This is a genomic window from Streptomyces sp. NPDC002574 (assembly GCF_042889545.1).
Lineage (GTDB): Bacteria > Actinomycetota > Actinomycetes > Streptomycetales > Streptomycetaceae > Actinacidiphila.
Map to the genome: position 1 here is coordinate 187,869 of NZ_JBIARB010000007.1, position 25,045 is coordinate 212,913.

20 protein-coding genes and 1 tRNA gene are annotated in these 25,045 nt (G+C 72.7%); 7 read left to right on the forward strand and 14 right to left on the reverse strand.

Features of this window, described 5'->3' with window-relative positions; all coding sequences use genetic code 11:
* Positions 1-77 precede the first annotated feature (77 nt).
* The gene (locus ACFYXS_RS18320) at positions 78-1,064 is read left to right on the forward strand and encodes a sigma-70 family RNA polymerase sigma factor (protein WP_389249207.1); all 987 of its coding nucleotides are present in this window, start codon (positions 78-80) and stop codon (positions 1,062-1,064) included.
* Here the strand turns inward: ACFYXS_RS18320 and ACFYXS_RS18325 are convergent.
* The 3 genes from ACFYXS_RS18325 to rho form a co-directional block, all read right to left on the reverse strand.
* Entirely contained in the window at positions 966-1,382 is a 417-nt protein-coding gene (locus ACFYXS_RS18325; RefSeq protein WP_389249209.1) for an STAS domain-containing protein, read from the reverse strand. The two genes, ACFYXS_RS18320 and ACFYXS_RS18325, sit on opposite strands and share 99 nt — an antisense overlap.
* Before the next feature lie 84 nt (positions 1,383-1,466).
* Complete coding sequence (locus tag ACFYXS_RS18330) at positions 1,467-2,135, reverse strand: histone deacetylase (RefSeq protein ID WP_389249211.1); 669 nt, start codon at positions 2,133-2,135, stop codon at positions 1,467-1,469.
* Positions 2,136-2,155: 20 nt separating this feature from the next.
* A complete protein-coding gene (gene rho / locus ACFYXS_RS18335) occupies positions 2,156-3,319 on the reverse strand; it encodes a transcription termination factor Rho (protein WP_389249213.1) in 1,164 nt (387 codons plus the stop codon).
* Between the two features lie 289 nt (positions 3,320-3,608).
* On the opposite strand from rho, the gene ACFYXS_RS18340 reads away from it, so the two are divergent.
* Positions 3,609-3,968 carry a hypothetical protein gene (locus tag ACFYXS_RS18340; RefSeq protein WP_389249215.1) on the forward strand — a complete coding sequence of 120 codons (360 nt, stop codon included), beginning with the start codon at positions 3,609-3,611 and terminating at the stop codon, positions 3,966-3,968.
* Here ACFYXS_RS18340 and ACFYXS_RS18345 read toward each other — a convergent pair.
* Genes ACFYXS_RS18345 through ACFYXS_RS18355 form a run of 3 tightly spaced genes read right to left on the reverse strand, consistent with a single transcriptional unit; the run spans position 3,958 to position 6,141 of the window.
* Positions 3,958-4,743 (reverse strand): hypothetical protein, encoded by a 786-nt coding sequence (locus tag ACFYXS_RS18345; RefSeq protein WP_389249217.1) that lies wholly within the window; start codon positions 4,741-4,743, stop codon positions 3,958-3,960. The genes ACFYXS_RS18340 and ACFYXS_RS18345 overlap by 11 nt on opposite strands.
* A 59-nt stretch (positions 4,744-4,802) precedes the next feature.
* Positions 4,803-5,630, reverse strand: a complete 828-nt coding sequence (locus ACFYXS_RS18350; RefSeq protein ID WP_389249219.1) for a hypothetical protein — start codon at positions 5,628-5,630, stop codon at positions 4,803-4,805.
* Complete coding sequence (locus tag ACFYXS_RS18355) at positions 5,608-6,141, reverse strand: SigE family RNA polymerase sigma factor (RefSeq protein ID WP_389249221.1); 534 nt, start codon at positions 6,139-6,141, stop codon at positions 5,608-5,610. The genes ACFYXS_RS18350 and ACFYXS_RS18355 overlap by 23 nt, the downstream gene beginning before the upstream one ends.
* A gap of 179 nt (positions 6,142-6,320) precedes the next feature.
* Between ACFYXS_RS18355 and ACFYXS_RS18360 the strand changes: the two genes are divergently transcribed.
* Positions 6,321-8,732 carry a SpoIIE family protein phosphatase gene (locus tag ACFYXS_RS18360; protein WP_389249223.1) on the forward strand — a complete coding sequence of 804 codons (2,412 nt, stop codon included), beginning with the start codon at positions 6,321-6,323 and terminating at the stop codon, positions 8,730-8,732.
* A 178-nt stretch (positions 8,733-8,910) separates the two neighbouring features.
* Positions 8,911-9,435 carry a TerD family protein gene (locus tag ACFYXS_RS18365; RefSeq protein WP_389249225.1) on the forward strand — a complete coding sequence of 175 codons (525 nt, stop codon included), beginning with the start codon at positions 8,911-8,913 and terminating at the stop codon, positions 9,433-9,435.
* Between the two features lie 64 nt (positions 9,436-9,499).
* On the opposite strand, the gene gdhA is transcribed toward ACFYXS_RS18365, so the two are convergent.
* Together gdhA and ACFYXS_RS18375 are read right to left on the reverse strand one after the other, a co-directional pair.
* Positions 9,500-10,846: an NADP-specific glutamate dehydrogenase gene (gene gdhA, locus ACFYXS_RS18370; RefSeq protein WP_389249227.1), complete on the reverse strand. Its 1,347-nt coding sequence runs from the start codon at positions 10,844-10,846 to the stop codon at positions 9,500-9,502.
* 141 nt (positions 10,847-10,987) lie between these two features.
* Complete coding sequence (locus ACFYXS_RS18375; protein WP_389249229.1) at positions 10,988-11,728, reverse strand: sulfite exporter TauE/SafE family protein; 741 nt, start codon at positions 11,726-11,728, stop codon at positions 10,988-10,990.
* 603 nt (positions 11,729-12,331) lie between these two features.
* On the opposite strand from ACFYXS_RS18375, the gene ACFYXS_RS18380 reads away from it, so the two are divergent.
* From ACFYXS_RS18380 to ACFYXS_RS18390, 3 genes are all read left to right on the forward strand, one after another.
* The gene (locus tag ACFYXS_RS18380; RefSeq protein WP_389249231.1) at positions 12,332-14,224 is read left to right on the forward strand and encodes an N-acetylmuramoyl-L-alanine amidase; all 1,893 of its coding nucleotides are present in this window, start codon (positions 12,332-12,334) and stop codon (positions 14,222-14,224) included.
* A 261-nt stretch (positions 14,225-14,485) separates the two neighbouring features.
* Positions 14,486-17,287, forward strand: a complete 2,802-nt coding sequence (locus ACFYXS_RS18385; protein WP_389249233.1) for a LuxR C-terminal-related transcriptional regulator — start codon at positions 14,486-14,488, stop codon at positions 17,285-17,287.
* 113 nt (positions 17,288-17,400) lie between these two features.
* Positions 17,401-20,181 (forward strand): ATP-binding protein, encoded by a 2,781-nt coding sequence (locus ACFYXS_RS18390; protein ID WP_389249235.1) that lies wholly within the window; start codon positions 17,401-17,403, stop codon positions 20,179-20,181.
* A gap of 128 nt (positions 20,182-20,309) precedes the next feature.
* On the opposite strand, the gene ACFYXS_RS18395 is transcribed toward ACFYXS_RS18390, so the two are convergent.
* The 6 genes from ACFYXS_RS18395 to ACFYXS_RS18420 all read right to left on the reverse strand — a co-directional run bounded on the left by ACFYXS_RS18395 (position 20,310) and on the right by ACFYXS_RS18420 (position 24,954).
* Entirely contained in the window at positions 20,310-21,173 is an 864-nt protein-coding gene (locus ACFYXS_RS18395) for an alpha/beta fold hydrolase (RefSeq protein WP_389249237.1), read from the reverse strand.
* A gap of 36 nt (positions 21,174-21,209) precedes the next feature.
* Positions 21,210-21,686, reverse strand: a complete 477-nt coding sequence (locus ACFYXS_RS18400; RefSeq protein ID WP_389249239.1) for a cupin domain-containing protein — start codon at positions 21,684-21,686, stop codon at positions 21,210-21,212.
* 26 nt (positions 21,687-21,712) lie between these two features.
* Positions 21,713-22,699, reverse strand: coding sequence for an alpha/beta fold hydrolase (locus ACFYXS_RS18405; RefSeq protein WP_389249241.1), 987 nt, complete (start codon positions 22,697-22,699; stop codon positions 21,713-21,715).
* 63 nt (positions 22,700-22,762) lie between these two features.
* Positions 22,763-23,569 (reverse strand): SDR family NAD(P)-dependent oxidoreductase, encoded by an 807-nt coding sequence (locus ACFYXS_RS18410; RefSeq protein WP_389249243.1) that lies wholly within the window; start codon positions 23,567-23,569, stop codon positions 22,763-22,765.
* Positions 23,566-24,375: an alpha/beta hydrolase gene (locus tag ACFYXS_RS18415; RefSeq protein ID WP_389249244.1), complete on the reverse strand. Its 810-nt coding sequence runs from the start codon at positions 24,373-24,375 to the stop codon at positions 23,566-23,568. Before ACFYXS_RS18415 ends, ACFYXS_RS18410 begins: the two co-directional genes overlap by 4 nt.
* A 502-nt stretch (positions 24,376-24,877) precedes the next feature.
* Positions 24,878-24,954, reverse strand: a tRNA-Thr gene (locus tag ACFYXS_RS18420).
* Positions 24,955-25,045 lie beyond the last annotated feature (91 nt).

Consider the following 25,045-nt stretch of genomic DNA (forward strand, 5'->3'; position numbering starts at 1 on the left):
CCGGGGACCACTGTCAGTGGGGTGTGCTGAAGTGGACTCGTGGGCGTTCCCGGACCGACGGAAGGCGGAGAAGCCCCATGAGCGACCTTGCTGCACCACCGGACGTGGCGACGGAGCTGGAGCGCCACCGCACCGAGCTGACCGGCTACTGCTACCGCATGCTCGGCTCCCTCTTCGAGGCCGAGGACGCCGTCCAGGAGACGATGGTCCGGGCCTGGCGCGCGTACGACCGCTTCGAGGGCCGCTCCAGTCTGCGGTCGTGGCTGTACCGCATCGCCACCAACGTGTGCCTGGACGCCCTCGGCGGCACCGGGCGCCGGGCCCGGCCGATGGACCTGGCCTCCCCCGGCAGCGCCGAGGGGCCGCTGCCCGGCGCGCTCCCGGACGCCGCCTGGATCTCGCCGGCCCCCGACGGGCGCGTCCTGCCGGAGAACGGCGACCCGGCCGACCTCGCCGACCGGCGCGAGTCCGTACGGCTGGCCTTCGTCGCCGCGCTGCAGCACCTCGCCCCGCGGCAGCGGGCCGTGCTCATCCTGCGCGAGGTGCTGGCCTGGAAGGCCGCCGAGGTCGCCGAACTGCTCGACACCACCGTCGCCTCCGTCAACAGCGCCCTCCAGCGCGCCCGCGCCACCCTCGCCACGGCCGCGCCCGCCGCGGGCGACCCGGCCGCACCCCTCGACGAGGAGCAGCGCGCGCTGCTCGCCCGTTATGTGGCCGCCTTCGAGTCCTACGACCTGGACGCCCTGACCTCGCTGCTGCACGAGGACGCCACGCTGTCCATGCCGCCCTACGAGCTGTGGCTGCTCGGTCCGGCGGAGATCAGGGCCTGGATGGCCGGGCACGGCATCGGCTGCCGCGGCTCGCGGCTGCTGCCCGTCGCGGCCAACGGCATGCCCGGCTTCGCCCAGTACCGGCCGAGCGCGGACGGCGGGCACGAGCCGTGGGCCCTGCAGGTCCTCGAGATCTCACAGGGCCGTATCACCGGGCTCAACTCCTTCCTCGACACCCAGCGGCTCTTCCCGCTCTTCGGTCTGCCCGCGCATCTGGAGGCCGGCCGGCCCTAGCGTCCCGGCGAGCCCCACCAGGGCGATCAGCTGCCGCAACGGGCGCCCGGCACCGCGCAGGACGACACGGGCGCCCTGACGGCGGGCGGTGAGCTGCAGCCGGGCCAGCGCGTCGATCAGCGCCATGTCCGGGTCGGCGGTGAGGCCGCTCACGTCGCAGATCACCGTGGCGGGCCCGGCGGCCGCGGCGGTGCCCGCAGGTACCGCGAGCAGGCACCGCAACTGCTCGCACAGGCCCGGGACCGCCTCCCGGGCCACCGTCGCGGGCAGCACGAGGACGGGCGGTCCGTCGTCGGACCTGGGCACGGGCTGGACCATGGGCGACCTCCTGCGGCGGGCGTTCACCGGTTAGGACCGTGCGCGCCGGCGGAATCCATCGGCCCCGCCCTGCCCCGCCCCTCGTCACCGTCGCAGCAGCGCCTCGATCTCCCCGGCCGTCCATGCGCCGCCCGTGCATTCCGCGAGGTAGACCGCGATCCCGGGCAGGTCCCACGCCCCGGACTCGAAGAGCCCCTCGGCGATGTGCCGCAGATAGGGTCCCGACGGCCGCACGGGCGCGACGTCCCGCCGCGACCAGGGCGCGGTGAACGTGAGCACCGGGTGCCCGTCCACCTCACCCGGGTACAGCAGCGTCTCGTACCGTCCGTCGCCGAGGTGTGCCCGGCCGGTCTCCAGCACCGGCGCCAGGTCCAGGTCCCGTCCCGGCGCGCGGTACATCTCCTGCGCCGCGATGTCGGCGAACTGACCGGCCGACACCAGATGGGCCCGCGCCCGGACCACGCCGTCCGGCGCGCCGTCGTCGTAGAAGGCCCGGCCGCCCGACCACACGGGCGACCGCGTCGCGAAGTACAGCCGCCCCGGCAGCTCCAGCGGCAGCGACCGCAACGGCGGCCGCGCGTCCCGGCAGCCCGGGTACTCCCGGCCGCCCCCGGGCGGGGAACCGCCCGCCAGATAGCTGTTCAGGCGTGTCATGTGGGTGTTGGAGCCGTACGAGGCGTACCAGACGAGGCCCGGCGGCGCCGTCCGCGTCCCGGCGGCGCGCCGCGCTTCCACACGTCGGGGTTCGGTCACCGCACCATGATGCGCCGCCGTCAGGCCGCCGGCACCGTGCCGCGGATCTGCCGCAGGAACGCGGCGTTGTCGGGCGTCTCCCGCAGCCGTGCGAGGAGCGTCTCGAAGGAACCGGTGCCGCCGCGCAACGCGCGCCGCAGCCCGTGGGAGGCGGCCAACTCGGCCGGGGAGAGGAGCAGTTCCTCGCGCCGGGTCCCGGAGGGGTGGACGTCGACCGCCGGGAAGACCCGCCGGTCGGCCAGGGCGCGGTCCAGACGCAGCTCCATGTTGCCGGTGCCCTTCAGCTCCTCGAAGAAGTAGTCGTCCGCCCGCGATCCGGTCTCGACCAGCGCCGTCGCCAGGATCGTCAGCGAGCCCCCTTCCTCGGCCGCCCGCGCCGCCCCGAACAGCCGCTTGGGACCGGTCAGCGCGGCGGCGTCCACGCCACCGCTCAGGGTCCGGCCGCCCGACGACGCGGCGTTGTTGTGCGCCCGGCACAGCCGGGTCACCGAATCCAGCAGGACCACGACGTCCCGGCCGCTCTCGACCAGCCGCTTGGCCCGCTCGACCGCCAGCTCCGCCACCGCGATGTGCTGCCGAGGAGTGCGGTCGAAGGTCGAGGCGATCACCTCGCCCCGCACCGACCGCCGCGTCTCGGTGACCTCCTCGGGCCGCTCGTCCAGCAGCACCACCATCAGGTGGCACTCCGGGTGGTTGTCGGCGACCGCGTCCGCGACGGCGCGCAGCAGCATGGTCTTCCCCGTCTTCGGCGGCGCCACGATCAGCCCGCGCTGCCCCTTGCCGACGGGCGCCAGCAGGTCCAGGACCCGTGTCGCCAGGCCGCCCTTGGGCGACTCCAGGCGCAGCCGCTCCGAGGGGTGCAGCGGCGTCAGGTCCGCGAAGTGCCGCCGCCCGCGCGCCGCCTCGGCCGGCAGCCCGCCGACCCGGTCGACCCGCACGAGCGCCCGCCCCCGCCCGCTCCCGGCGGCGGCCCCCTCGACGGCGTCGCCCTTGCGCAGCCCGTACCGCCTGATCCGCTCCGGCGGCACGGCCAGGTCGTGCGGCCCCTGCGCGTAGCCGCCGACGCGCAGGAACCCCCGCCCCCCGTCGATGTCGAGGACCCCGGCGACGGGGGTCTGCCGTTCGCCGTCGGACGGAGCCGCCGCGGAAGCCCGGGGAGATGGGGTGGTGATGGATGTGGTCATGTGGATTCCTCACGTGGAAGGGATCGCGCACACGGCGGCATGAACCGCCGCGACAGGCGCGGAAGCAGAAGGGGCCGGTCGGCCCGGAGAGAACGCGAGCGGGAACGCGTACGCGGACGCCGTCGACAGGCGGTCACGCGGTGGGGCGGTCCTACGGGAGAAGCACCGGCGCCACCAAGGGGCGCACAGCCGTGCTCGTTTCAACCGTAGCACCGGGAAGGCACTTGCGGGGAGGGGCAGATGCCGGGGCGCTCCGACGCGGGGGACGCCCGCGGCCCATACTGGGCCCGTGCGCAAGGCATTCGCCCATGAGGCGGTCGTGGTTCTGGGGCCCGGTGGGGACGAGAGGGCGCCCGGGGGCGCGATCACCGTGGCGTTGTGCGGTGACTGGGAGCACGAGGGGCCGTGCCCGCTGGCGGCGCATCACACGGCGGTGTCGCCCGGGGAGGACGGGGGCGTGCGGCTGCGGGTGCTGTTCGCGGCGGAGCCGGCGGACGAGGCGGAGGTGCGGGCCCGGATCGAGGCGGCGCTGGCGGCGGGGACGCTGGGCAGGGAGCCGGCCCCGGACACGCGGTGGGACGTGCGGACGTCCGGCCCGAGCCCCGTCCGGGAGGACGAGGCCGGGCACGCGGCGCGGCTCAGCGGCTGAGCCAGCCGGTGTCGCCCATGACGACGACGGGGTGCAGGGCCGGGTCCAGGGTGCGCAGCAGTTCGCGCATGTCGGGACGGGGCAGGCTCACACAGGCCTGGGTCGGGCCGCCGTGGTCGACGTGGAACCAGATGCCGCCGCCGCGGGAGGCGCCCAGGGGGCGGGTCCAGTCGCGGGGTGTGGTGCCGGGCTGCCGGTTGTAGTTGATGGCGACCACGTAGTCGAACGAACCGGCCAGCGACTCGCCCTTGAAGCCGGTGCCGGAGATGAAGAAGCCCGTCGAGTGGTCGTAGGGCAGCCTGCTGCCCGGGTCGGGGAGCAGGCCGCCCGCGTCGGTGAGTCCGTAGACGCCCGCGGGGGAGCGCAGGTCGCCGACGCGGTGGTGGGTGGTCCAGCCGTCGCGGGCGTTGTGGCCGGACCAGGTGGGGCCGTCGCTCCAGCTGCCGTCGGCCCGGCGTTCGTGGACCACGACATGGGAGACGGAGGAGTTCTTGCCAGCGCCGGTCACCACGACGACCTGGCGGGCGCCGGCCGGGAGGGCCGCCAGGGTGCGCGGGCCGAGACCCGGCAGGGTGGTGTCGACCGGCGTGGGCGTCGGGCTCGCGGACGGCGCGTCGGGCTTGGCGGAGGCCGCGACGGGCAGCGCGGCCGGCGAGACCGCGGTGGTCGGCGTCCCGCAGCCGGCGAGCAGTCCCGCTCCGGCGGCGACGGCCGCGACAGCGGCGAGCAGGGATATCGCGGAGCGGGCACCGCCGCGCGGCACGCGGTTGGGCATGGCAAGGCCTTTCGGGGTGAACGAGGTGGGGGGAGTGAAGGGCCGGACGGCCGAGGCGATCAGCCCTGCGGGAACCGCGCGGTCTCGAAGGCCACGCGGACCGCCGTGATGGTGTCCTGCGACGGCTCGCGCAGGCAGACGCTGACGTTGAGCATCAGCGGCCGGTCCTTCTTCGTGGGGATTCCGCCCCACGCCTGCATCTCGGCGTCGCCGTCGAGGACCTGGCAGCCCTTGCTGGGCGCGCTCGGTTCCAGGACGTCGAAGCCGGTCTTGCCGTCCTCCTTCGTGTACATCAGCTTGTGCACGTAGATGAGCGCCGCGCCCTTGCCCAATTTCCCGACCGGCGGGCAGGCCGAGTACCCCAGGTCGAGGGTGGTCTTGCAGGAGGACTGCTGCTGCATGGGCTGCTGCGACACGAAGCCGATCATCATCGCGTCCTTGTCGAGGGTGGTGAAGCCCTTCCAGCCGCGCGGCAGCCGGAGCGTCAGCCCGTACAGGTCCGTGAGCCGGACGGTCGTGTACGCGTCCTCGCCGGTGCCGGTGCCGGCCGACGGCATCGATGAGGACGTGGGCGGGAGCGTGGCCGCGGACGTGGACGTCGCGGTCCCCGCGGCGGCGGGCGTCGCGACCGTCTGCCGGTGCGGGCCGGCACCGCTCCCGGTCAGGCCCGTCACCGTGAGCACCCCGACGCCGACGGCCGCCACCGCGGCCGTGGACAGCGCCGCCATCCGGCGCCGCCTGCGCCGCTGGACCCGGCGCCTGACCTGGGCCATCCGGTCGGTGGGGGCGAGGGGCTGCGGCACGGTCCGCTCCAGGAGCACACTCAGCTCCCACTCGTCCTCGCCGCCCGGTTCCTGCTCGCGATCACGCGAAGTCCCGTTGCGCATGCCGCTCACCCCCTTCCCTCAGGCCGGGCACCGCCGCCAGTTCCGTGCGCAGCATGCTCAGCGCCTTGGCCGCCTGGCTCTTGACCGTGCCGGGCCGGCAGCCCAGCACCGCGGCGGTCTCCTCCACGCTCAGGTCCTCGAAGTAGCGCAGGACCACCACGGCCCGCTGCCGCGGCGGCAGCCGCCGTACGACCGCCGCCAGCGACTGCTCCAGGTCGACGGAGGCGAAAGCGTCCCTCACCGACGCCCCGGCCGGCACCTCGCCGTGCGGCACCTCGCCCCGCCAGCGCCGCTGCCACCACGACGAATGCGTGTTGACCAGCGCCTTGCGCACGTACGCCTCGGGGTTCTCGCCGGCTATCCCGCGCCATTTGGGCCAGACCTTCGCCAGCACCGTCTGCAGCAGGTCCTCCGCGAGGTGCGCGTCCCCCGTCAGCAGCCAGGCGACCCGGAGCAGCCTCGGCCCGCGCGCGGTGACGAACTCCTCGAAGTCCGGCCCCGCGTCCCTCACCGTGCTGTCCTCGCCATCGCATTCCTGTCCCTGATTCCGGCCTCACACCCGCCCAACCGGGTGGGGCACCTGTTCGGTTGCCTCGGGGACGAAGATCGTTCCGCTCGCCTTGCCATCGCACCGCCCACGGGCAATGGTGGACAGTGCCCGCTTATGCGGCAGAGGGCCAGGTATACGCCATGGACAGACCCGGTACGCCGGCGGGCCCGCTTCCCCCCGGACCGGCGGGCTCGCGCCTCGACGCGTCGGCCGCCATCGCCGTGACGGACGTCGACGGCCGCGTGACGTCCTGGAGCGCCGGGGCCCAGCGCCTGTTCGGATACACACCGCGGGAGGCGGTCGGCGCACCTCTGGACGATCTCGTCGGCGGGGGTACCGCTCTGCCCGCGGACGGCCGGGCCCGCGTCGTGCCGCTGCTGGACGGCGAGCACTGGGCGGGCTTCCTGTTCCTGGCCCTGCCCGAGGACGAGCCGGAGCAGGCACCCCCGGACCTCGGCCCGTACGCGGACGCCACCCTCATGCGGTGGATGTTCGAGCAGAACCCCGACGCCCTGATGGTCTTCGACAACGACGCCCGGGTGCTGCGCGTCAACCAGGGCCTGGAACGGGCCACCGGCCGTGCCGAGGCGGAGCTGCGCGGGCTGCGGCTGACCGAGTTCCTGCACGGTCCGGCCTTCGAGGAGAACGAGCAGCGCATCCGGAAGGTGGCCGCGACCGGCGTGGCCGACTACATGGAGCACTACGCGTCGCGGGTGCCCGGCGAGACCAAGGCGCACGTGTGGGGTGTGGACATCTACCCGCTGAAGGACGTCGGCGGACGGGTGCGCGCGGTGGGCCTGGTCGCCTTCGACCACACCCAGGAGACCGAGTCCCGGGAACTGCTGGCGCTGCTCGCCGAGGCCAGGACCCGGATCGGGGCGAGCCTGGAGGTGCAGGGCACGGCGCAGGAGCTGGCGGAGGTCATCGTGCCCCGGCTCGCCGACTTCGTCAGCGTCGACCTGCTGGACGAGGTGTTCCGGGGCGAGCAGCCCCCGGCCGTGCTGTCGGGTCCGGTCGCGCTGCGCCGGGCGGCGCACCGGTCCGTCCCCGAGACGGTGCTCTCGCCCGGCGGCATGCACCTCCACCCCGTCACCTCGCCCATCACCGAGTGCATGGTCACCGGCCGGCCCGTGATGCGCTCCTTCGCGGACCCCGAGATCACCGAGTGGCTGGAGCAGGACCCGCCGCGCGCCGCACTGGTCCGCAAGTACGGGGCGCACTCGCTCATCGCGGCGCCGGTAAGGGCCCGGGGCGCCACGCTCGGCGCGGTCACCCTGGTCCGCCACGGCGGCAGCCCGGAACGGTTCCGCGCGAGCCACCTGGCGATCACCGACGACCTGGTCACCCGGGCCGCGGTCTACGTGGACAACGCCCGGCGCTACGCCCGCGAGCGCGGCATCGCCCTCGCACTGCAGCACAGCCTGCTCCCGCAGGGCCCGCCCCGGCTCAGCGCCGTGGAGGCCGCCGCCCGCTACCTGCCGGCCGGCGGCGAGGCGGGCGGCGACTGGTTCGACGTGATCCCGCTGCCCGGCGCGCGGGTGGGCCTGGTCGTGGGCGACGTCGTCGGGCACGGCATCGGGGCCTCGGCGACCATGAGCGGGCTGCGGACGGCCGTGCGCACCCTCGCCGACATCGACCTGCCGCCGGAGGAGCTGCTCACCCACCTGGACGACATCGTGACCCACGCGGCGTACGAGCGGGAGACCGAGGAGTGCCCGGTGAACGCCGAGGCCCGCGAGGCGACGGCCGACATCCCCGGCGACGTGGGCGCCACCTGCCTGTACGCGGTCTACGACCCGGTCTCCCGGGTGTGCTCCCTCGCCCGCGCCGGCCACCCCGCCCCGCTGCTGGCGCTCCTGGACGGCACCGTGACCGTGGTCGACCTGCCCGCCGGGCCACCGCTGGGGCTCGGCAGCCTGCCGTTCGAGGCCGCCGAGATCACCGTTCCCGAGGGCGGGGTGCTCGCCCTGTTCACCAACGGCCTGCTGACCTCCCGCGGCCGCGACGTCGACCAGCGCCTGGAGCAGCTGCGCCGGGCGCTCGCCGCCCCCGCCGGTTCCCTGGAGGACCTGTGCGACCGGGTCCTGGCGGCGATGCGCGGCGGCGAGGCGATCGGTGAACGGCGGATCGACGACATCGCCCTGCTGGTGGCCCGGACCCGGGCCCTGGACGCGAACCACGTCGCCTCCTGGGACCTGCCGAGCGACCCCGTCTTCGTCGCGGAGGCCCGGCAGCGGGTGGGCGAACGGCTGGCCTCGTGGGGACTGGACGAGCTGGCGTTCACCACCGAACTGGTCGTGAGCGAGCTGGTCACCAACGCCATCCGGTACGGCGGGCCGCCCATCCAGCTGCGGCTGATCCGCGACCGCCGCTCCCTGATCTGCGAGGTCTCCGACGGCAGCGGCACCACCCCGCACATGCGGCGGGCCCGGCTGTCCGACGAGGGCGGCCGGGGTCTGCTGCTGGTCGCCCAGCTCACCGACCGCTGGGGCACCCGCCACGCCCCCACCGGAAAGACCATCTGGGCCGAGCAGTCCCTCGCGGCGGCCTGACCCGCGCGCAGACCGCGGCCACCTCCTGACGACTCGTCACTTTCTCTGACGACGGCCTGAACTCGCCGCCGTGCCCGCGCCCCCGACCTGGTGATCTTGTGAACGGGGGGCGTTCCGTCGGAGACTCGAACTCGGCGTCCCCGCCCGCCGATTCACCCGTACCGACGGAGGAACAGCAGTGAGCACCCTCAACAAGGGCGTCAGCAAGGTCGAGGTCCGCCTCAAATGGGACCCCAGCCCGCTCGGCACCCCCGCCCACGACCTCGACATCGTCGCCGCCACCTACCTCGCCACGTCCCCGCACGGCGATCCGGCGTACCTCGTGCACTTCGACAGCCGCTCGCCGGACGGCACGATCACGCTCAACCGCGACAGCAAGAACGGCAAGGGCCTGGGCGACGACGAGGTCATGACCCTCGAATTCGACCGGCTGTCCCCGGCGTTCGGCCGCGTCGTCGTCGGCATAGCCATCCAGCAGCGCGACGGCCGGATCACCTTCGGCGACGTCGCGGGCACCCGCGTGCGGGTCGTCGAGGGCTACGCCGACCTCGCGGCGTCCGACTTCTCCGAGGTCGCGGGCTCCACCGCCGCGGCACTCGGCGAGTTCGTCCGGGCCGGCTCGGGCGAGTGGCACTTCCACCCGGCCGTCCGCGGCCACGACACCGACCCCGGCTCCTTCGCCCGGGAGATGGGCGCCTCCTGAGTCCCGGCCCCGCACGCACGCGAAGGCCCGCCACGACGGCGGGCCTTCGTGTTCCGGCCCATCGTCAGACGACGCCCTGCGCGGTCATCGCCTCGGCCACCCGCAGGAAGCCCTCGATGTTGGCGCCCAGCACGTAGTCGTCCCCGCTGCCGCCGTACGTCTCGGCGGTGGCACGGCACTCGGCGTGCACGGACTGCATGACCGAGGCGAGCCGGGCCTCGGTCTGCGCGAAGGTCCACACGTCACGGGAGGCGTTCTGCTGCATCTCCAGCGCGGAGGTGGCCACACCGCCGGCGTTGGCGGCCTTGCCGGGGCCGAAGAGCACCCCCGCCTCGCGGAAGGTCTCGATCGCCTCGGGCGTGCACGGCATGTTCGCGCCCTCGGCGACGGCCACGACCCCGTTCTTGACCAGCGTGCCGGCGTCCTGCCCGGCCAGTTCGTTCTGCGTCGCGCACGGCAGGGCCACGTCGCAGGGCACCTCGAAGACCGAACCGCGCTCCGACCAGCGCGCCTTCGGCTTCGCCTCCGCGTACGAGGAGAGCCGGCCGCGGCGCACCTCCTTGATGCCCTTCAGCAACTCCAGGTCGATGCCGTCCTCGTCGACGACGTAGCCCGAGGAGTCGGAGCAGGCCACCACCATGCCGCCGAGTGAGCGCACCTTCTCGATCGCGTACACCGCGACGTTGCCCGAACCGGAGACGACGACCTTGCGGCCCTCGAAGCCCTCGCCGCGGGTCGCCAGCATCTCCTTGGCGAAGAACACCGCACCGTACCCGGTGGCCTCGGTGCGCGCCTGCGAACCGCCCCAGCCGATGCCCTTGCCGGTCAGGACGCCGGCCTCGAAGCGGTTGGTGATCCGCTTGTACTGGCCGAAGAGGTAGCCGATCTCCCGCCCGCCGACGCCGATGTCCCCGGCGGGGACGTCGGTGTGCTCGCCCAGGTGACGGTAGAGCTCGGTCATGAACGACTGGCAGAAGCGCATGATCTCGCCCTCGGAGCGGCCCTTGGGGTCGAAGTCCGAACCGCCCTTGCCACCGCCGATCGCCAGGCCCGTGAGCGCGTTCTTGAAGATCTGCTCGAAGCCCAGGAACTTCACAATGCCCAGGTTGACGCTGGGGTGGAAGCGCAAGCCCCCCTTGTACGGCCCGAGGGCGCTGCTGAACTCCACCCGGAAGCCCCGGTTGACCTGCGGCCGGCCCTCGTCGTCCACCCACGGCACCCGGAAGATCACCTGCCGTTCCGGCTCGCACACCCGCTCCGCGATCCGTGCCTCCAGGTACTCCGGGTGCGCCTGAAGTGCCGGCGCCAGCGAGTGCAGCACCTCCCCCACCGCCTGGTGGAACTCGGGCTCGCCGGCGTTGCGCCGGCAGACCTCCGCGTAGACGGCCTCGATGTGTGCACTGACGTTCATGCGCGCCTTCTCTCGTCTGGTGTCCCGGACGCGCCCGCTCGTGCGGCGTGCGACCGGCCGTTGCCGTGACAACGAGTACGGACGGGGGAAGGCCATGTGTCAGCGGAGGGACAGCGCGTACGGCGCGAGGCCACCCGGGTGTCAGAGCGTGACCAGGCGCACGGCCGCCAGCAGGGTGAGCACGACCGTGACGCGTTCGAAGACCTTCGGGCTGATCCGGCTGATCGTCGCGCGGCCGGCCGCGGCCCCGGCGAGGACGGCGGGCGCGGTGAGCGCTCCGAAGGCCAGCGTGTCCGGCGTGATCAGGCCGAGGCCGACACTGAACGGCACCTTGAAGGCGTTGAGCAGCAGGAAGAACCAGGCGCTGGTGCCGAGGAACCCCAGCATCGGCAGCCCGACGGCCAGGAAGTACAGCGCCATGATCGGTCCCGCCGCGTTCGCCGTCATCGTCGCGAACCCGGCCAGCACCCCGGCCCCCGCCGCGACGGCCCGGTGGTGCACCACCCGGTCGTCCGGGCCGCGGCGCCGGCTCCACCAGTGCACCGCGAGCATCAGCAGGAGCAGCGCGCCGATCAGCTCCCGCATCCGCGCGTCGTCCACCCGGCGCACCACCGCCGCCCCCAGCAGTACGCCCACGACCACCCACGGGAACAACCGCACCAGCCGGCTCCAGTCGGCGTGCCGCCGGTACGACGCCACCGCCACCACGTCGCCGACCAGCAGCAGCGGCAGCAGCACCCCGGTCGACAGCTTCGCCGGCAGCACGAGCGCGAACAGCGCGACCCCCACCGTCCCCGCCCCGGACACCCCGGTCTTGGAGTACCCGACGAGGAAGAGCGCGAGCAGGGCCACCGCCCACTGGGCGGCATCGAGGGACGGCATCAGCGCCGCCGGCACGGTATCCGGGTCATCCGGTCTTCTTATCCGCTCGCCCGCTCGACCCTCCGGGCGGGGTCCTGTCGGCGTCCCGTCCGGGGCACCCGCCGGACGCCTCCGCTTCACCCGGGCACGACAACATCTGGAGATGTTGTGAAACGTTGTGACCAGCCGGTAGCTTGACGGAGCGCTGGATTCCGGGATCAAAAGGCTGGGAATCCCGGCGAGTTACCGAACTCACACCCGGTCCGTACGGGGTGGCCGCGGCCTCGCGGTCCACATCGAGGAATCGATGTCAGTACCAACGAAGCGTGTGATTGAATGCTCGGCATGCCGCTGATCGATCGACGTCGACGGGTCGTCATGACATCGATGTCGGGTTCGGCGGGCACAACAGAACTCCGGTGCGCACCTCCCCCGTCCACGCCGGTGCACCCGCATCCGGGCGGACTCCGCCCGGTCGGCCGCGCCGACACCGCGGGCGTGACCGTACGTGGCAGGGGATCACGGATCGGACACCTGCCGGTCCCGCGCCGTGCGTGCTGCGCATCACACAGCAGTAGAAGCAGTATCGGAAGGAATGCCTTGCACAAGCGAACTAGGAAGCGCGTGCTTCCGGCCGTCGTCGCCGGCGGAGCTCTGGCCGTGGGTGCCTTCACGCTCCTGCCCTCGACCGCCCTGGCGGGTCAGTCCGCCCCGGCCCAGCACCAGTCGGCCACCCAGGCGGACTTCGAGGCGGCCGCCGCCGAGTACCACGTGCCGGTCTCCGTGCTCCTCGGCGTGGCCCGCCAGGAGTCCGGGCTCCAGTCCCACTCCGGCTACAGCAACAACGCCGGGTGGGGATTCATGAACCTCACCGACGCCACGCCGGAGATGCTGCGGAAGGGCGCCTCGGGCATACCCGGCACCTCGGACCTCACCTCGGCGACCAAGCACCCCGAGCTGCACACCCTCCTCACCGCCGCGAAGCTCACCGGCATCCCCGCCGACGACCTGCGCCACAACCGGCGGGACAACCTCCGCGGCGGCGCCGCCCTGCTGGCGTCGTACCAGAAGCAGTTGACCGGCCAGACCCCGGACAACGCCTCCGACTGGGCCGGAGCGGTCGCCAAGTACAGCCAGATGCCGAACGAGAAGGCCGCGCAGTCCTTCGTCTCGGACGTCTTCGCCTCGATCCGCGGCGGCGTCCGCCAGACGACGTCGGACGGTCAGCGGGTCACCGTCCAGGCCGACCCGTCCGCCACCCCGGCCACCGGGCAGCTGGACAAACTCAAGCTGGCCAAGGCCGGTCCGAACACGCCGGCCGAGTGCCCCAAGTCGATGGACTGCCAGTTCGTCCAGGCGTCGTCGACGGGTGTCCAGGTCTCCAACCGGCCCGCCAACGGCATCAAGATCACGCAGATCGTCCTGCACACCACCGAGGGCTCCTACGACTCGACCATCCAGACCTTCCAGGGGCCGAACGCGGCCGCCGCGCACTACGTGATGCGGTCCTCGGACGGCGCGGTCACCCAGATGGTGTCGGACAAGGACGTCGCCTTCGGTGACAACAACTACGACAGCAACCTGCACGCGATCCAGATCGAGCACGAGGGCTTCTCCGCCTTCGGCGCGCAGTGGTACACCGACGTCGCCTACCAGCAGACGGCCAAGCTGGTGAAGTACCTGGCCGACCGGTACGGCATCCCCCTGGACCGCCAGCACATCCTGGCCCACGACAACGTGCCCGGCGGCAAGACCGCCGACCTGGCCGGCATGCACTGGGACCAGGGCAACGAGTGGGACTGGACCCGCTTCATGAAGAAGATCGGCGCCCCGTTCGACGACGGGACCAGCGGTGTCGGCCCGGTCGGCAGCGTGGTGACCATCGCGCCCACCTTCACCAAGAACCTGCAGACCTTCACCGTCTGCCCGGCCGACGACCCGACGGGCAGCACCCCCGTGTGCACCCCGAAGACGGTCCCGGCGAGCTCGCTCTTCGTCCACCAGGGCCCCAGCGAGGACTCCCCGCTCATCCTGGACGCGAACGTGCACCCGACCGCGACGAGCGGCACCGACGACGTCAGCGACTGGAGCACCACGGTCCAGGCCGGCCAGCAGTTCGTCGTCGCCGACCAGCAGGGTGACTGGACGGCCATCTGGTTCGACGGCCAGAAGGGCTGGATCGACAACCCCCAGGGCGCGAACACCATCCCGACCACGGGCGTGAAGATCCTCACCGCGGCCGGCACCACGACCGCGCCGGTCTACGGCACGGCCTTCCCCGACCCGTCCGAGGTCCCGGCCGGCTGGGGCCCCGACGCGCAGAACCCGCTCGCGGCGCCCAACTACGGCATCCCGGTGGGCCAGGCCTACGTGGCGGACCAGCCCCCGGTCAACGGCCAGGACTTCTTCCCGAGCCGCCAGGGCGTCGTCACCGGCGCGAAGCAGTACTACACGGTGCAGTTCAACCACCGCTACGTGTACGTGAACGCGGCCGACGTCACCGTCGCCACGGCCTGACACCCGCAGCGGCGATCGCCGCGCGCGATCACTGAACCACCGCTGCACGCAGGGCCCCTCGGCACCGCGGCCGGCCACCACGCCGCCCGCCCGCCGAGGGGCCCTGACGCTCACCCCGTCCGTATCGCCGGTCACCGCGGGTATCGCGCTTCGGCGGAAGCCCCCGGTCCGCCGCGAACCACCGTCATGTGACGCTCGATTGCGTCACCCCCGCACGCCTAGCGTCTTCTCACGTCAGGGGCTCGATGACGGGGGATTCCCATGGTGTGGCGCGGAGCTCGTTACGGGACGACGCGGCCGATGGTGGGCCGCTTCGCCGAACGAGAAGCGATCGGCGAACTGCTCGAAGCGGTGCGGGAGGGACTCAGCGGCGCCCTGGTGCTCGTGGGCGAGGCCGGGATCGGCAAGACGCGGCTGCTGGAACACGCCGCGGCCCAAGCCACCGATGTCAGGCTGACGAGACTGGTGGGCGTCGAAGCCGAGCAGCTCCACGGCTACGGCGCGCTGCACCGGCTCCTGCGGCCGCACCTCCACCACATCGACCGGCTTCCCACCAGGCAACAGGACGCGTTGAACGCGGCGTTCGGCCTGACCGACGCATCGCACTCGGACCGGCACCTCGTCGGTCTGGCGACCTTGACCCTGCTGTCCGCCGCGGCGTCGGAGCTGCCGATGCTGTGCCTGATCGACGACGTCCACTGGCTCGATCCGGAGTCGGCCGGGACGCTGGCCTTCGTCGCCCGGCGGCTCCACGCCGACTCACTGGGCCTGATCTTCGCGGCCAGGGACGACCTCGGCGACCGCGGTCTGTTCGCTGCCCTGCCTTCCCTGCGTGTCGGCGGGCTGCCCGCCGCCGATGCCCGTGAGCTGCTGGCCCTCGCCGTTGCCGGGCACCTGGACCAGGCGGTCGCGGACCGGATCGTGGCCGGCACCGGGGGAAATCCGCTGGCGCTCGTCGAACTGGCCGCGCATCTGGGCGCCGAGCAGCTGGCGGGGGTCGCGCCGCTGCCCGAGCCGCTGCCGGTGAACGCGCTGCTGGAGGAGCATTTCCGGCAGTCCGTGGCCGCGCTGCCGACGGACACCCGGACGCTGCTCCTCCTCATCGCCGCGGCGCCGACCGACGACATGGCGGCGGTCTGGCATGCGGCGGGGGTGCTGGGCCTGCCCGCCAAGGCCGCGTCCGCGGCCGTCGAGGCCGGAATCCTGGACCAGACGGCCGGCATCGGGTTCCGGCATCCGCTCATCCGGTCCTCGGTCTACGCGGCGGCCTCCGGGGACGACCGGCGCCGGATCCACGCCGCCCTCGAGACGGCCAGCGACCCGGACCGTGTTCCCGACCGGCGCGCCTGGCACCGAGCCGAGGCGGTCCTCGGCGCCGACGACGCGGCGGCCGCGGACCTGGACGCCGCCTCCGACTGGGCCCGGGCCAGAGGTGGCTATTCCGCCCAGGCGTTGTTCCTGTCCAAAGCCGCCGAACTCACCACCGATCCGGCCAAACGGGCCGAGCGCTACCTCGCCGCGGCCGGGGCCCACCTGGCCTCCGGAGACCACGCCGCGGTGCACCCCCTGCTCGACCTCGCCGTACCCGCCCTCCACCAGCCCTCCGACCGCGCCCGTGCGCTCCGGATCCGTGCCTCGGCAGAGCTTTTCCACACCCGCAACGACCGCGTCCCGGCCATGATGCTCGACGCCCTGGCCGAGCTCGGCGACGCGGATCCCCGTATGACATGGGAGCTGCTCTACGAGGCCATGCACGCCGCCGTCATCGCCCGGGACCCGATCCACCGCACGACCCTGGCGGACGTGGCCAAGGCCGCGGTCGCCGCCTCGCCCGACCAGGAGGCCCCGGCGTGGAGCCCGGACGGGTTGGTCAGAGGCCTGGCTCTCCGTACGGCCTACGGTTACGAGAGCAGCGTGCCGACGATCCGGGCCGCCTTGGCCGAACTCCGTGCGGCGACCGAACTCCACGACGCGGCCAGCCCGTTCAGCGTCATCGTGGGACTCGCGGCGGACGACGTGTGGGACATCGAGGCCTTCGTCGAGATCGTCGGCCGGCTCGCGGCCGCGTGCCGCAGCCAGGGAGCGCTGTACGGCCTCAGCCTGTCCCTGTCGGTCTTGGCGTACACCGAGATATGGAACGGACGGCTGACCGCGGCCGACGCGCTCTTCGCCGAGGCCGACGACTACGCCACGGCTATCGGACTGACGACTCAGGGAGATCTCAACAGGGCCCTGCTGTACGCGTGGATGGGCAGGGAGAGCGATGTCCGCGCGGTGGTCGCGACGATGGACGCCGCCGCCACGACGTACGGACTGGGCATGCTGCGCCAGCTGGCGCTCCACGCCCTCTGCGTTCTCGATCTGGGCATGGGCCGCTACGACGAGGCGCTGCGCCACGCGCTGCCCGTCTACGAGGAAGACGTCCCGTCGCAGGGCAATCTCGTGCTGCCGCTCCTCGTCGAGGCCGCCGTCCGCGCGGGCGACCGGCGCACGGCGGGCCGTGCGCTCAAGCGGCTCGAACACCGCGCGCAGCTTGCCGGAACACCGTGGGCACTGGGGCTGCTGGCCCGATGCAGGGCCCTGATGGACGAGGGTGCCGATGCCGAGAAGTGGTATCGGGAGTCGATCGACCTCCTGGGCCGTGCGCCCCTGGCCGCGGAGCTCGCCCGGTCGCGGCTGCTGTTCGGCGAGTGGCTCCGTCGACGCAAACGCCGGTCCGAGGCCAGGACCCATCTACGGGCCGCGTACGAGTCCTTCGACGCCTGGGGCGCGTCCCTGTTCGCCGAACGAGCCCGGATCGAGCTGCTCGCGACAGGGGAGACAGCACGCAGACGCGTCCCCGAGACCACGTTCGACCTCACGCCCCAGGAGCGGCACGTGGCGCTGCTGGCCGCTTCGGGGCTCACCAACGCCGAGATCGCGTCCCAGCTGTTCATCACGACCTCGACGGTCGAGTTCCATCTGAACAAGGTGTTCCGCAAGCTCGGCATCACCTCGCGGAGGCACATCGCCGCCGCACTCGACCGCACAGGATGCGAAGGCGGTCCCTCAACGACCGGCTAGTTCCGGCCAGGGCCTCTGGGGACGTGAACCGCTCCATCGCATCGGTCGCGTGCCCGAGCCCACGATCCGGTCGCAGGTGGACAGGCGCCGCTGTCGACCGGATGATCGATTCCGTGAGCACGACCAACGACCGGCGTCTCGTCGGGCGCGACGACGAGCTGCGATCCCTGTTCGGACGCCTGGAAACGGTCGGTTCCGGAGGGCTCGCGATCGGGCTGTTCGGAGAGCCCGGGGTGGGCAAGAGCGCGCTGCAGGCGGAGGTCGTGGAGCACGCGAGGTCCGCCGGGTTCACAGTGCTCACCGCGCGGGGCAGTCAGTCGGAGACGCACCTCCCGTTCGCCGCCCTCCATCAGCTGCTGCGTCCCCTGCTGCCCCGGGTCGACCGGCTGCCGGCCCAGCAGCGCGACGCGCTCCTCGTCTGCTTCGCCATGAGCGATTCGGTCGAGGTGGAACCGTTCTTCACGTCCCTGGCCGTTCTGGAGCTGCTCGTCGACGCGGCGGGACGACGGCCGGTCCTCGTGAGCCTCGACGATCTCCACTGGATGGACCAGCCGTCGATCGACGTGCTGGCCTTTGTCAGCCGCCGGATCGCCAGTGAGCGGGTGATCGTGCTGTGCACGTCGCGACCCGAGTCCCTGTCGTTCACCGATGCCCACACGATCGAGTGGACGGAACTGAACGGCATCGACGACGCCGCATCGGCGGAGCTGCTGGACACGCGGGCGCCGCAGCTGTCCTCGGCCGTTCGCGATCGTGTGCTGCGGCAGGCCCGCGGCAATCCGCTCGCCCTGCTCGAGTTCGCCGGCGCGCTGGGGTCGGGGCGGTACGCGTGGACCGAGTTCGACGAGGACCTGCCCATGACCACACGTCTGGAACGGGCGTTCGCCACGCGTGCCGGGCAGCTCGACGGAGCCGTGGGCGCAGTGCTGACCGTCGCCGCGGTGGACGACGGTGACGACCTCGACGACGTCCTCGCGGCCGCGGGGATCCTCTTCGGTTCGCCGGTCGACCTCGCGACGGCGCAGCCCGCCTTCGACCACGGGCTCCTGACCGTGGTCGGCGAGCGGTACCGCATCGCCCACCCGCTGGTCGGTTCGGCCCTTCGGCAGGGCATGCCGCTGGCCGTACGCCGTCAGGCGCACGCGGCACTCGCGCACGTCCTGGCCGGTCATCCGGACCGCGCGGTATGGCACCGGGCCTCCTCGGTGCCAGGACGTGACGAACAGATCGCGGCCGAGTTGGAACGGGCGGCCGTCAACGCCCAGCGCCGTGGCGCGGTCGCCTCGGCCGCCGCATGGCTCGAGCGCGCGGCCGCGCTGAGCCCGGACCCGCAGTCACAGGCCGCGCGTCTGCTCAGTACCGCGGAACTGGGTTACCAACTCGGCCGGTTCAGCTACGTCGAGCAGATCAAGGCTCAGGTCACGGGGATGACGCTGCGGCGCCGGGACCGGTCGCGGCTGGCGTGGCTCGAGGGCGTCTTCCACGACGGCTCCACGGGTGAGCCCGCGGAAGTGCGCCACTTGGTGGGCCTGGCACAGCACGCCATCGGCGAACAGGACGTCGACCTCGCCATGCAGCTGCTGGTCGGTGCGGCCCGGAGGGTGTGGTGGCGCGATCCCGGTCCTGCGGTGCGGCACGAGATCGTCCGGACCGCCCAGCAGGTGAACCTGCCGGCCCGCGACCCGCGGCTGCTGGCCATCCACGCGCTCTCCGGGTCCCACGAGCAGAGCGCGATGGTCGCCGAGCAGCTCGCGCGGTGGCCGGCGGACGCCGACGGGCGCCCGGATCTGGCCGGCCTGCTGGGCATCGCGGCGTTCTGCACGGGCGATTTCCGCCATGCCGTCACCTTCCTGTCCACACCCGTCCAGGAGCTCCGTGCGCAGGGCCGCATGAGTCTGCTGGCCGAGGCACTCGCGATACGGGCGTGGGCCGAGGCCTACCTCGGGCTCTTCGACGCGGCCCGCTCGGCGGACGAGGCCATGCGACTCGCGGACGAGACGGGTCAGTCGCTGTGGGCCGCCACCGCACGCATCGCGGTGGCGCTGATCGGTGCGGTGGGCGGGGGCCCGGACCCGCGCCACGACCTGCTCGCGGAAGCCGAGCACGTGGCGCTGCGGACCCCGAACGCCGCGTCGTCCCTGCTGGCCGGCGTGCAGCTCGCCCGGGGCATCGCGGAGTTGGGCGCGAACCGTCACGAGCAGGCGTACGGCGAGCTCCGCCGCGTGTTCGTGCCCACCGACCCCGCCTTCCAGCGGATGCAGCAGGTGTGGACGCTCAGCTACTTGGCGGACGCCGCCGTCCGCACCAATCGCCGGGCCGAGGCGAGATCCGTACTGACCTCCATGGAACGGATCGTGGGTGCCACGCCCTCCACCGGGTCGGCCATCGCCCTGGAGTACTCGAGGGCGGTGCTGGCCGACCGCGCGTCGGCCGAGCCGCTCTTCCAGGCCGCCCTGGACGGCGCGGGTTCCCAACTGCCGTGGCATCGCGCCCGTATCGAGCTGGCTCACGGCTCGTGGTTGCGCCGGCAGCGACGCGTCGTCGAGTCCCGCGAACCGCTGCGGGCGGCGAGGGCCACGTTCGACACCGTGGGTGCCCGCACGTGGGCGCGCCTTGCCGACCAGGAGCTCCGTGCGACGGGCGAACGCGGCTGGCAGCCGACGTCGAACCCGCGCGAGCTGCTCTCGCCGCAGGAAACCCAGATCGCCGAGCTTGCCGCGCAGGGGTTGTCCAACCGCGAGATAGGACAGCGTCTGTTCCTGTCGCACCGGACGGTCAGCTCGCACCTGTACCGCATGTTCCCCAAGCTGGGTATCGCCTCCCGCAATCAGCTGGCCGCCGCGCTGACCCACCACGGCGACCGGTCCTCGCCGAGGCCTCCTTCGGTCGGTTGACGCGGTCGGCCGACGCCCCCTCCCGGCGACGCCCCCTCCCGGCGACGGACCTTCCCGGCGACGGACCTTCCGAGCGCGGACGGCGGGACCACGCGTCGCCGCGTGGTCCGCCGATCGGTGGTCACCGGTCAGGAGGTGGCCCGGGCGGCCGCCACGACCAGGTCCGCGACGGCCTTGGGGTGGGAGACCGACACCGCGTGCGACGCGCCCGGTACGGTCACGGTGTGGGAATGGGCGCGCTGGGCCATGGCCCGCTCGGCGGCCGGCGGGATGGCCTGATCGGCGCCGGCGACCAGGTACCACGACGGGATGGTCCGCCAGGCCGGTGCGCTGCTGGGTGCGGCCAACGCGGCGAGCGCGACCGGACGTTGCCCCGCCGCCATCAGGCGGGCCTCACCGGTCGGCACATCCGCCGCGAAGACCTTCTTGAAGGCGGCGGGGTCGATGTACGCGTCCTGGCCGCCGCCGGGGAACGGCCGCACCACGAGGGACGACGGCAGCCGGCTGCCCGGGTACTCACTCGTGATCCCCAGGCTGCTCTCGCCCTGATCGGGCGCGAAGGCCGCGATGTAGACCAGGGCCTTGACGTTGGCGTGGCCCGCGGCGGCGTCGGTGATGACCGCGCCTCCGTAGGAGTGGCCGACCAGGACGACCGGGCCGGGGATGGTGTCGAGGACGCTGGACACGTAGGCCGCGTCGCCGGCCAGGTCGCGCAGCGGGTTCGCCAGGCCGACGACGGAGTAGCCCTCGCGCTCCAGCCGGTCCACCACTCCGTTCCAACTGGAGGAGTCGGCGAAGGCGCCGTGCACCAGGACGATCGTCGGTCTGGCCGCGTGCGCGGCGGCGGCGGGCGCCGGGGCGGAGGAGTTCGGCACGGCCTCCGAGCTCGCTGGAATGGCGAGCAGGGCCGCGGCCACCATCGCGGGGACCACTACGCTCTTGCGCCGCAGCAGGGCCGCGCGTCCGGACGGCACGGGCTTGGTGTACGTCATGTCAACTTCCTTCGGTCGGCGGTGTCCGGTGGAACATCACAGCGTCGGCGGCGGCCCGGTGACGCGCAGGCTGAAAGCCGCGGCCGAGCCCACGACGGCCGCCAGGTCGAAGGCCGGCGGGAGGTCCCCGGCCTCGCCGACCGGGGTCCCGTTGGCCCTGAACCACTCCTCGATGCAGGCCGGGCTGAAGACGACGGCGATCCGCGCGCCCTCGGAGCGGACCAGGTAGCTGTGCGGCACGCCGCGCGGGCCGTGGGCGACCTGCCCGGCGATCAGGTCGTGGCGCTCGTCACCGACGAAGAACGACACCTCGCCGTCGAGGACGAACCAGAGCTCTTCCTCGTTCTCGTGCACGTGGTGCGGCGGCGCGTGGCCTATCGGGTCCGAGAACTCCATCAGGCTCAGCGCGTTGCCGGTCGCGGGGCCCGGGAGCAGGATCCTGGCCCGCCCGCCGAGGAACCAGAACGGCTCGCGGTCGGGCGTGGGCTCGAAGGCGGGGAAGCTCTTGATCATGATCGCTCCTCCAGAAGCAGGGCGCTTCAGGGCCGGCCGAGGAAGCCGAGCAGCATGGCGGTCAGCTCCTCGGGGTGTTCTTCGTAGATCCAGTGACCGGAGTCCGGGACGGTCACCCCGGTGACGTCGGAGGCGTACGACGCGACCTGCTCGCCCTCGGCGTCGCCGAGGCTGCCCGAGGCGCCGATGGCGAGCACGGGCATCGGGAGAGGGGTCTTCCGGAACTGCGCGTTGTCGCGGATGTCCTGCGGGAACACGCGGAACCAGTCCAGGCTCGCCGCCAAGTGGGCGGGGTCACGCAAGTAGTGGGCGAACACCCGGATGTCGGCTGGGCTCACCGCGCCCGGGACGCCTTCGAACCCGCCGATGAAGCCGGCGGTCCACGCGACCTCGCGACCCTTGATCATGTTCTCCGGCAGCCCGTCGGTCAGGTTGAAGAACCCGAAGTTCCAGACACCCGGGCCGTGTTCGGTCAGCGAGGGGATCGTGTAGATGCCCAGGTCCAGGATCGGCGCCTCACTGAGGACCAGCTTCTTGACGGTGGCCGGGTATTGGGCGGCGTAGGAGTAGGCGACCATCGTGCCGATGTCGTGGCCGACGATCCGCACGTCACCGCCCCTGCCGAGCGACATCAGCAGCGCGTGCAGTTCGGCGGCCATCGTCTTCTTGTCGTAGCCGGAGGGCGGGGCGTCGCTCTGTCCGGCACCGGGCAGATCGGGGGCGATGACCGTGTAGTGCTCGGCGAGGACCGGCATGATGTCGTGCCACTCGTACCAGGTCTGCGGGTAGCCGTGGACGAGCAGCAGCGTCGGTCCGCGGCCGCCGATGACGTAGTGCAGGCCGATGCCGGCGACGCGTGTCTTGTGCTCGCTGAACCCCGTGGGCATCCGCTCGCCGGCGGACGACGCCGATGCGGGAGCCACGGTCGCGGTGATCGTGGTCACTCCCAGGGCGACGGCCATGGCGAGGGCCACGCCGAGCAGGCGGCGGTTTCCGGGCAGGTGGAATCTCACTCGGGCTCCAAGATCGATGGTGGGTGACGGTGAGCCGGGGTGTCCGGCGGCACTGCCCCGGGATCAGAGGGCGTCGGTCATGCCGCCGTCGATGAGGAAATCGGCACCGGTGACGTTGCCCGAACGCCGGCCGGCCAGGAACACGACCAGGTCGGCCACTTCGGAGGGCAGGGTGAAGCGCCCGGTGACCGCCTCGGCCGCGGCGGTGTCGGCGACGGTGCGCGGATCGATGCCCAGGCCGGCGCCAACGGCCGCGGCCACCCCCTCCGCGCCTCGCCACAGCTGTGTCTCGACCGGGCCCGGGCTCACCGAGTTGACGCGTACGCCCTGGGGACCCACCTGCTTGGACAGCGCCTTGCAGAAGCTGGACAGAGCGGCCTTGGCGGCGCCGTAGTCGATGACCAGCGGATCGGGAAGCCGGGCGTTGACGGAGGAGACCGTGACGATCCGGCCGTCCCCGGTGTCGATGAGGTGCGGCAGCGCGCTGCGGGTGGTTCGTACCGCGGCCATGAGGTTGACCGCGAACGTCCAGTCCCAGTCGGCGTCGGTCGTGGCAAGGAAGCCGTCGACGCGCGGCCGTACCGCGCCGACGTTGTTCACCAGGACATCGACCCCGCCGTACAACTCGACCGCGGCGGCAACGAGCGTGCCCGGGCCCTCGGGAGTGGCCAGGTCGACCTCCACGACGGTGAGTTCGGCCCCCTGCTCGATCAGGCCGTCGAGTGCCTCCGTCCGGTTCCTGGTCCCGGCGACTACTCGGGCCCCGGCCGCCAGCAGGCCCTCGGTGATCGCCAGGCCGATGCCCCGACCGGCGCCGGTGACCACCGCTCGCTGCCCCGCCAGGCCGAGGTCGAACGAAGGAGCGGTCACCGCGCGGTCCCCAGGCTCTGCCGCCGCAGCCACGCCAGTGCCTCGTCCGCGACCTCGCGCCAGCCGCCGTCGATGGTCAGCGAGTGCCCGCGGTCGGGGAACGTCATGAACTCGGTGACCGCCTCGGAGTGCCGGTACTGCTTGAGCGTGGCGCGGGTGACGGTCTCCGGGACGGTGTGGTCCTTGCCACCGGACATCAGCAGCAGCGGACCGCGCCCGGAGTTCTCGGTGTCGACCTTGGCCGGCGAATGGGGATTGAAGTTCGCCGCGGCGGCCTCGAACAGCGGCTTGCCCGGCGCGGGAATGGTCCACTGCTCGAACAGCGCGTCCGACTCCTCCTCGCTCACGGCGTTGCCGAACGCGAAGCGGAACTGCTCGGCGGTCAGGGACACGGCGCGATGCTTGTTCGCCGGGTTCTTGAACACCGGCAGCGTCGACCGCAGCGCCGACAGCGGCAGCGGCAGGACCCCCTTGATCTGAGCCGCGTCGATCGCCACCGCGGCCGCGGCCAGGTCCTGGCCGAGCAGCTTCTGGGCGATCATGCCGCCGAAGGAGTGCCCGATGAGGATCGGCGGCGTCTCCAGGCCGCGGATGATCGACGCGTAGTGCTCGACGACGTCGTCGATGCCGTGGTCGGCGATGCTCTCGGGGTTCTGCCGTGCCTCCTCCACGGTGTCGGGGTCGCCGGGCCAGCCGGGCGCGGACGGGGCGTAGCCCTCGTTGCCGAACAGGTCGATCCACGGCTGCCAGGACGCGCTGTGCAGCCACAGGCCGTGGATGAAGAGGACGGGTATCGGGCTGGTCATGGCCGTTCGGCCTTTCTCGGGATACCGCTGCGGATACTCGCGTTGCGGACGACCGGCTCGGCGCGGTCGTCTCTCCTGCCGGGCTTGAGGTCCGCCACGGACAGGGATGTCATCGGAGCTCCTCGCGGCGACGGGTGATGCCTGCAGGACACCACCCGGCCCGGTCCCTTCGAACCGGGGACAGACCCCTGTCCTGGCGCCCCGCGACCGCGTCGCACGGCTGGGGATCCACCCCGATGCGAGGCCGGGGCGAGCCGTGCCGAGGTGACCCCGACCCGCCGGCCGGGGCTGACCGCGCCGAGCGCCCGGCACCGCGCCGGCCTGGACCCCACGTCGACTTCGGCACGTTCCGCGTCGTGGGCGGGGGCCGGGAAGCCATCGGGTCGCGCAGCCGGGGTCCAGTGGTGGCGCCATGGGAGCCGCGGAAGGGGCGCCCCATCGCCGGGATTGTCTACGCAAACACAAGGGCCCAGGTCACGAATGTGACCTGGGCCCTTCAAGATGGAGCCGCCTTCGGGATTCGAACCCGAGACCTACGCATTACGAGTGCGTTGCTCTGGCCAACTGAGCTAAGGCGGCAAGCTGCCGAGACAGCTTCGCATCGGCAGCGGGCACAAGTCTACACAGTTCTGAGGGAGGCCCTGACCAGGGTCGGGGCCTCCCGGTGGGC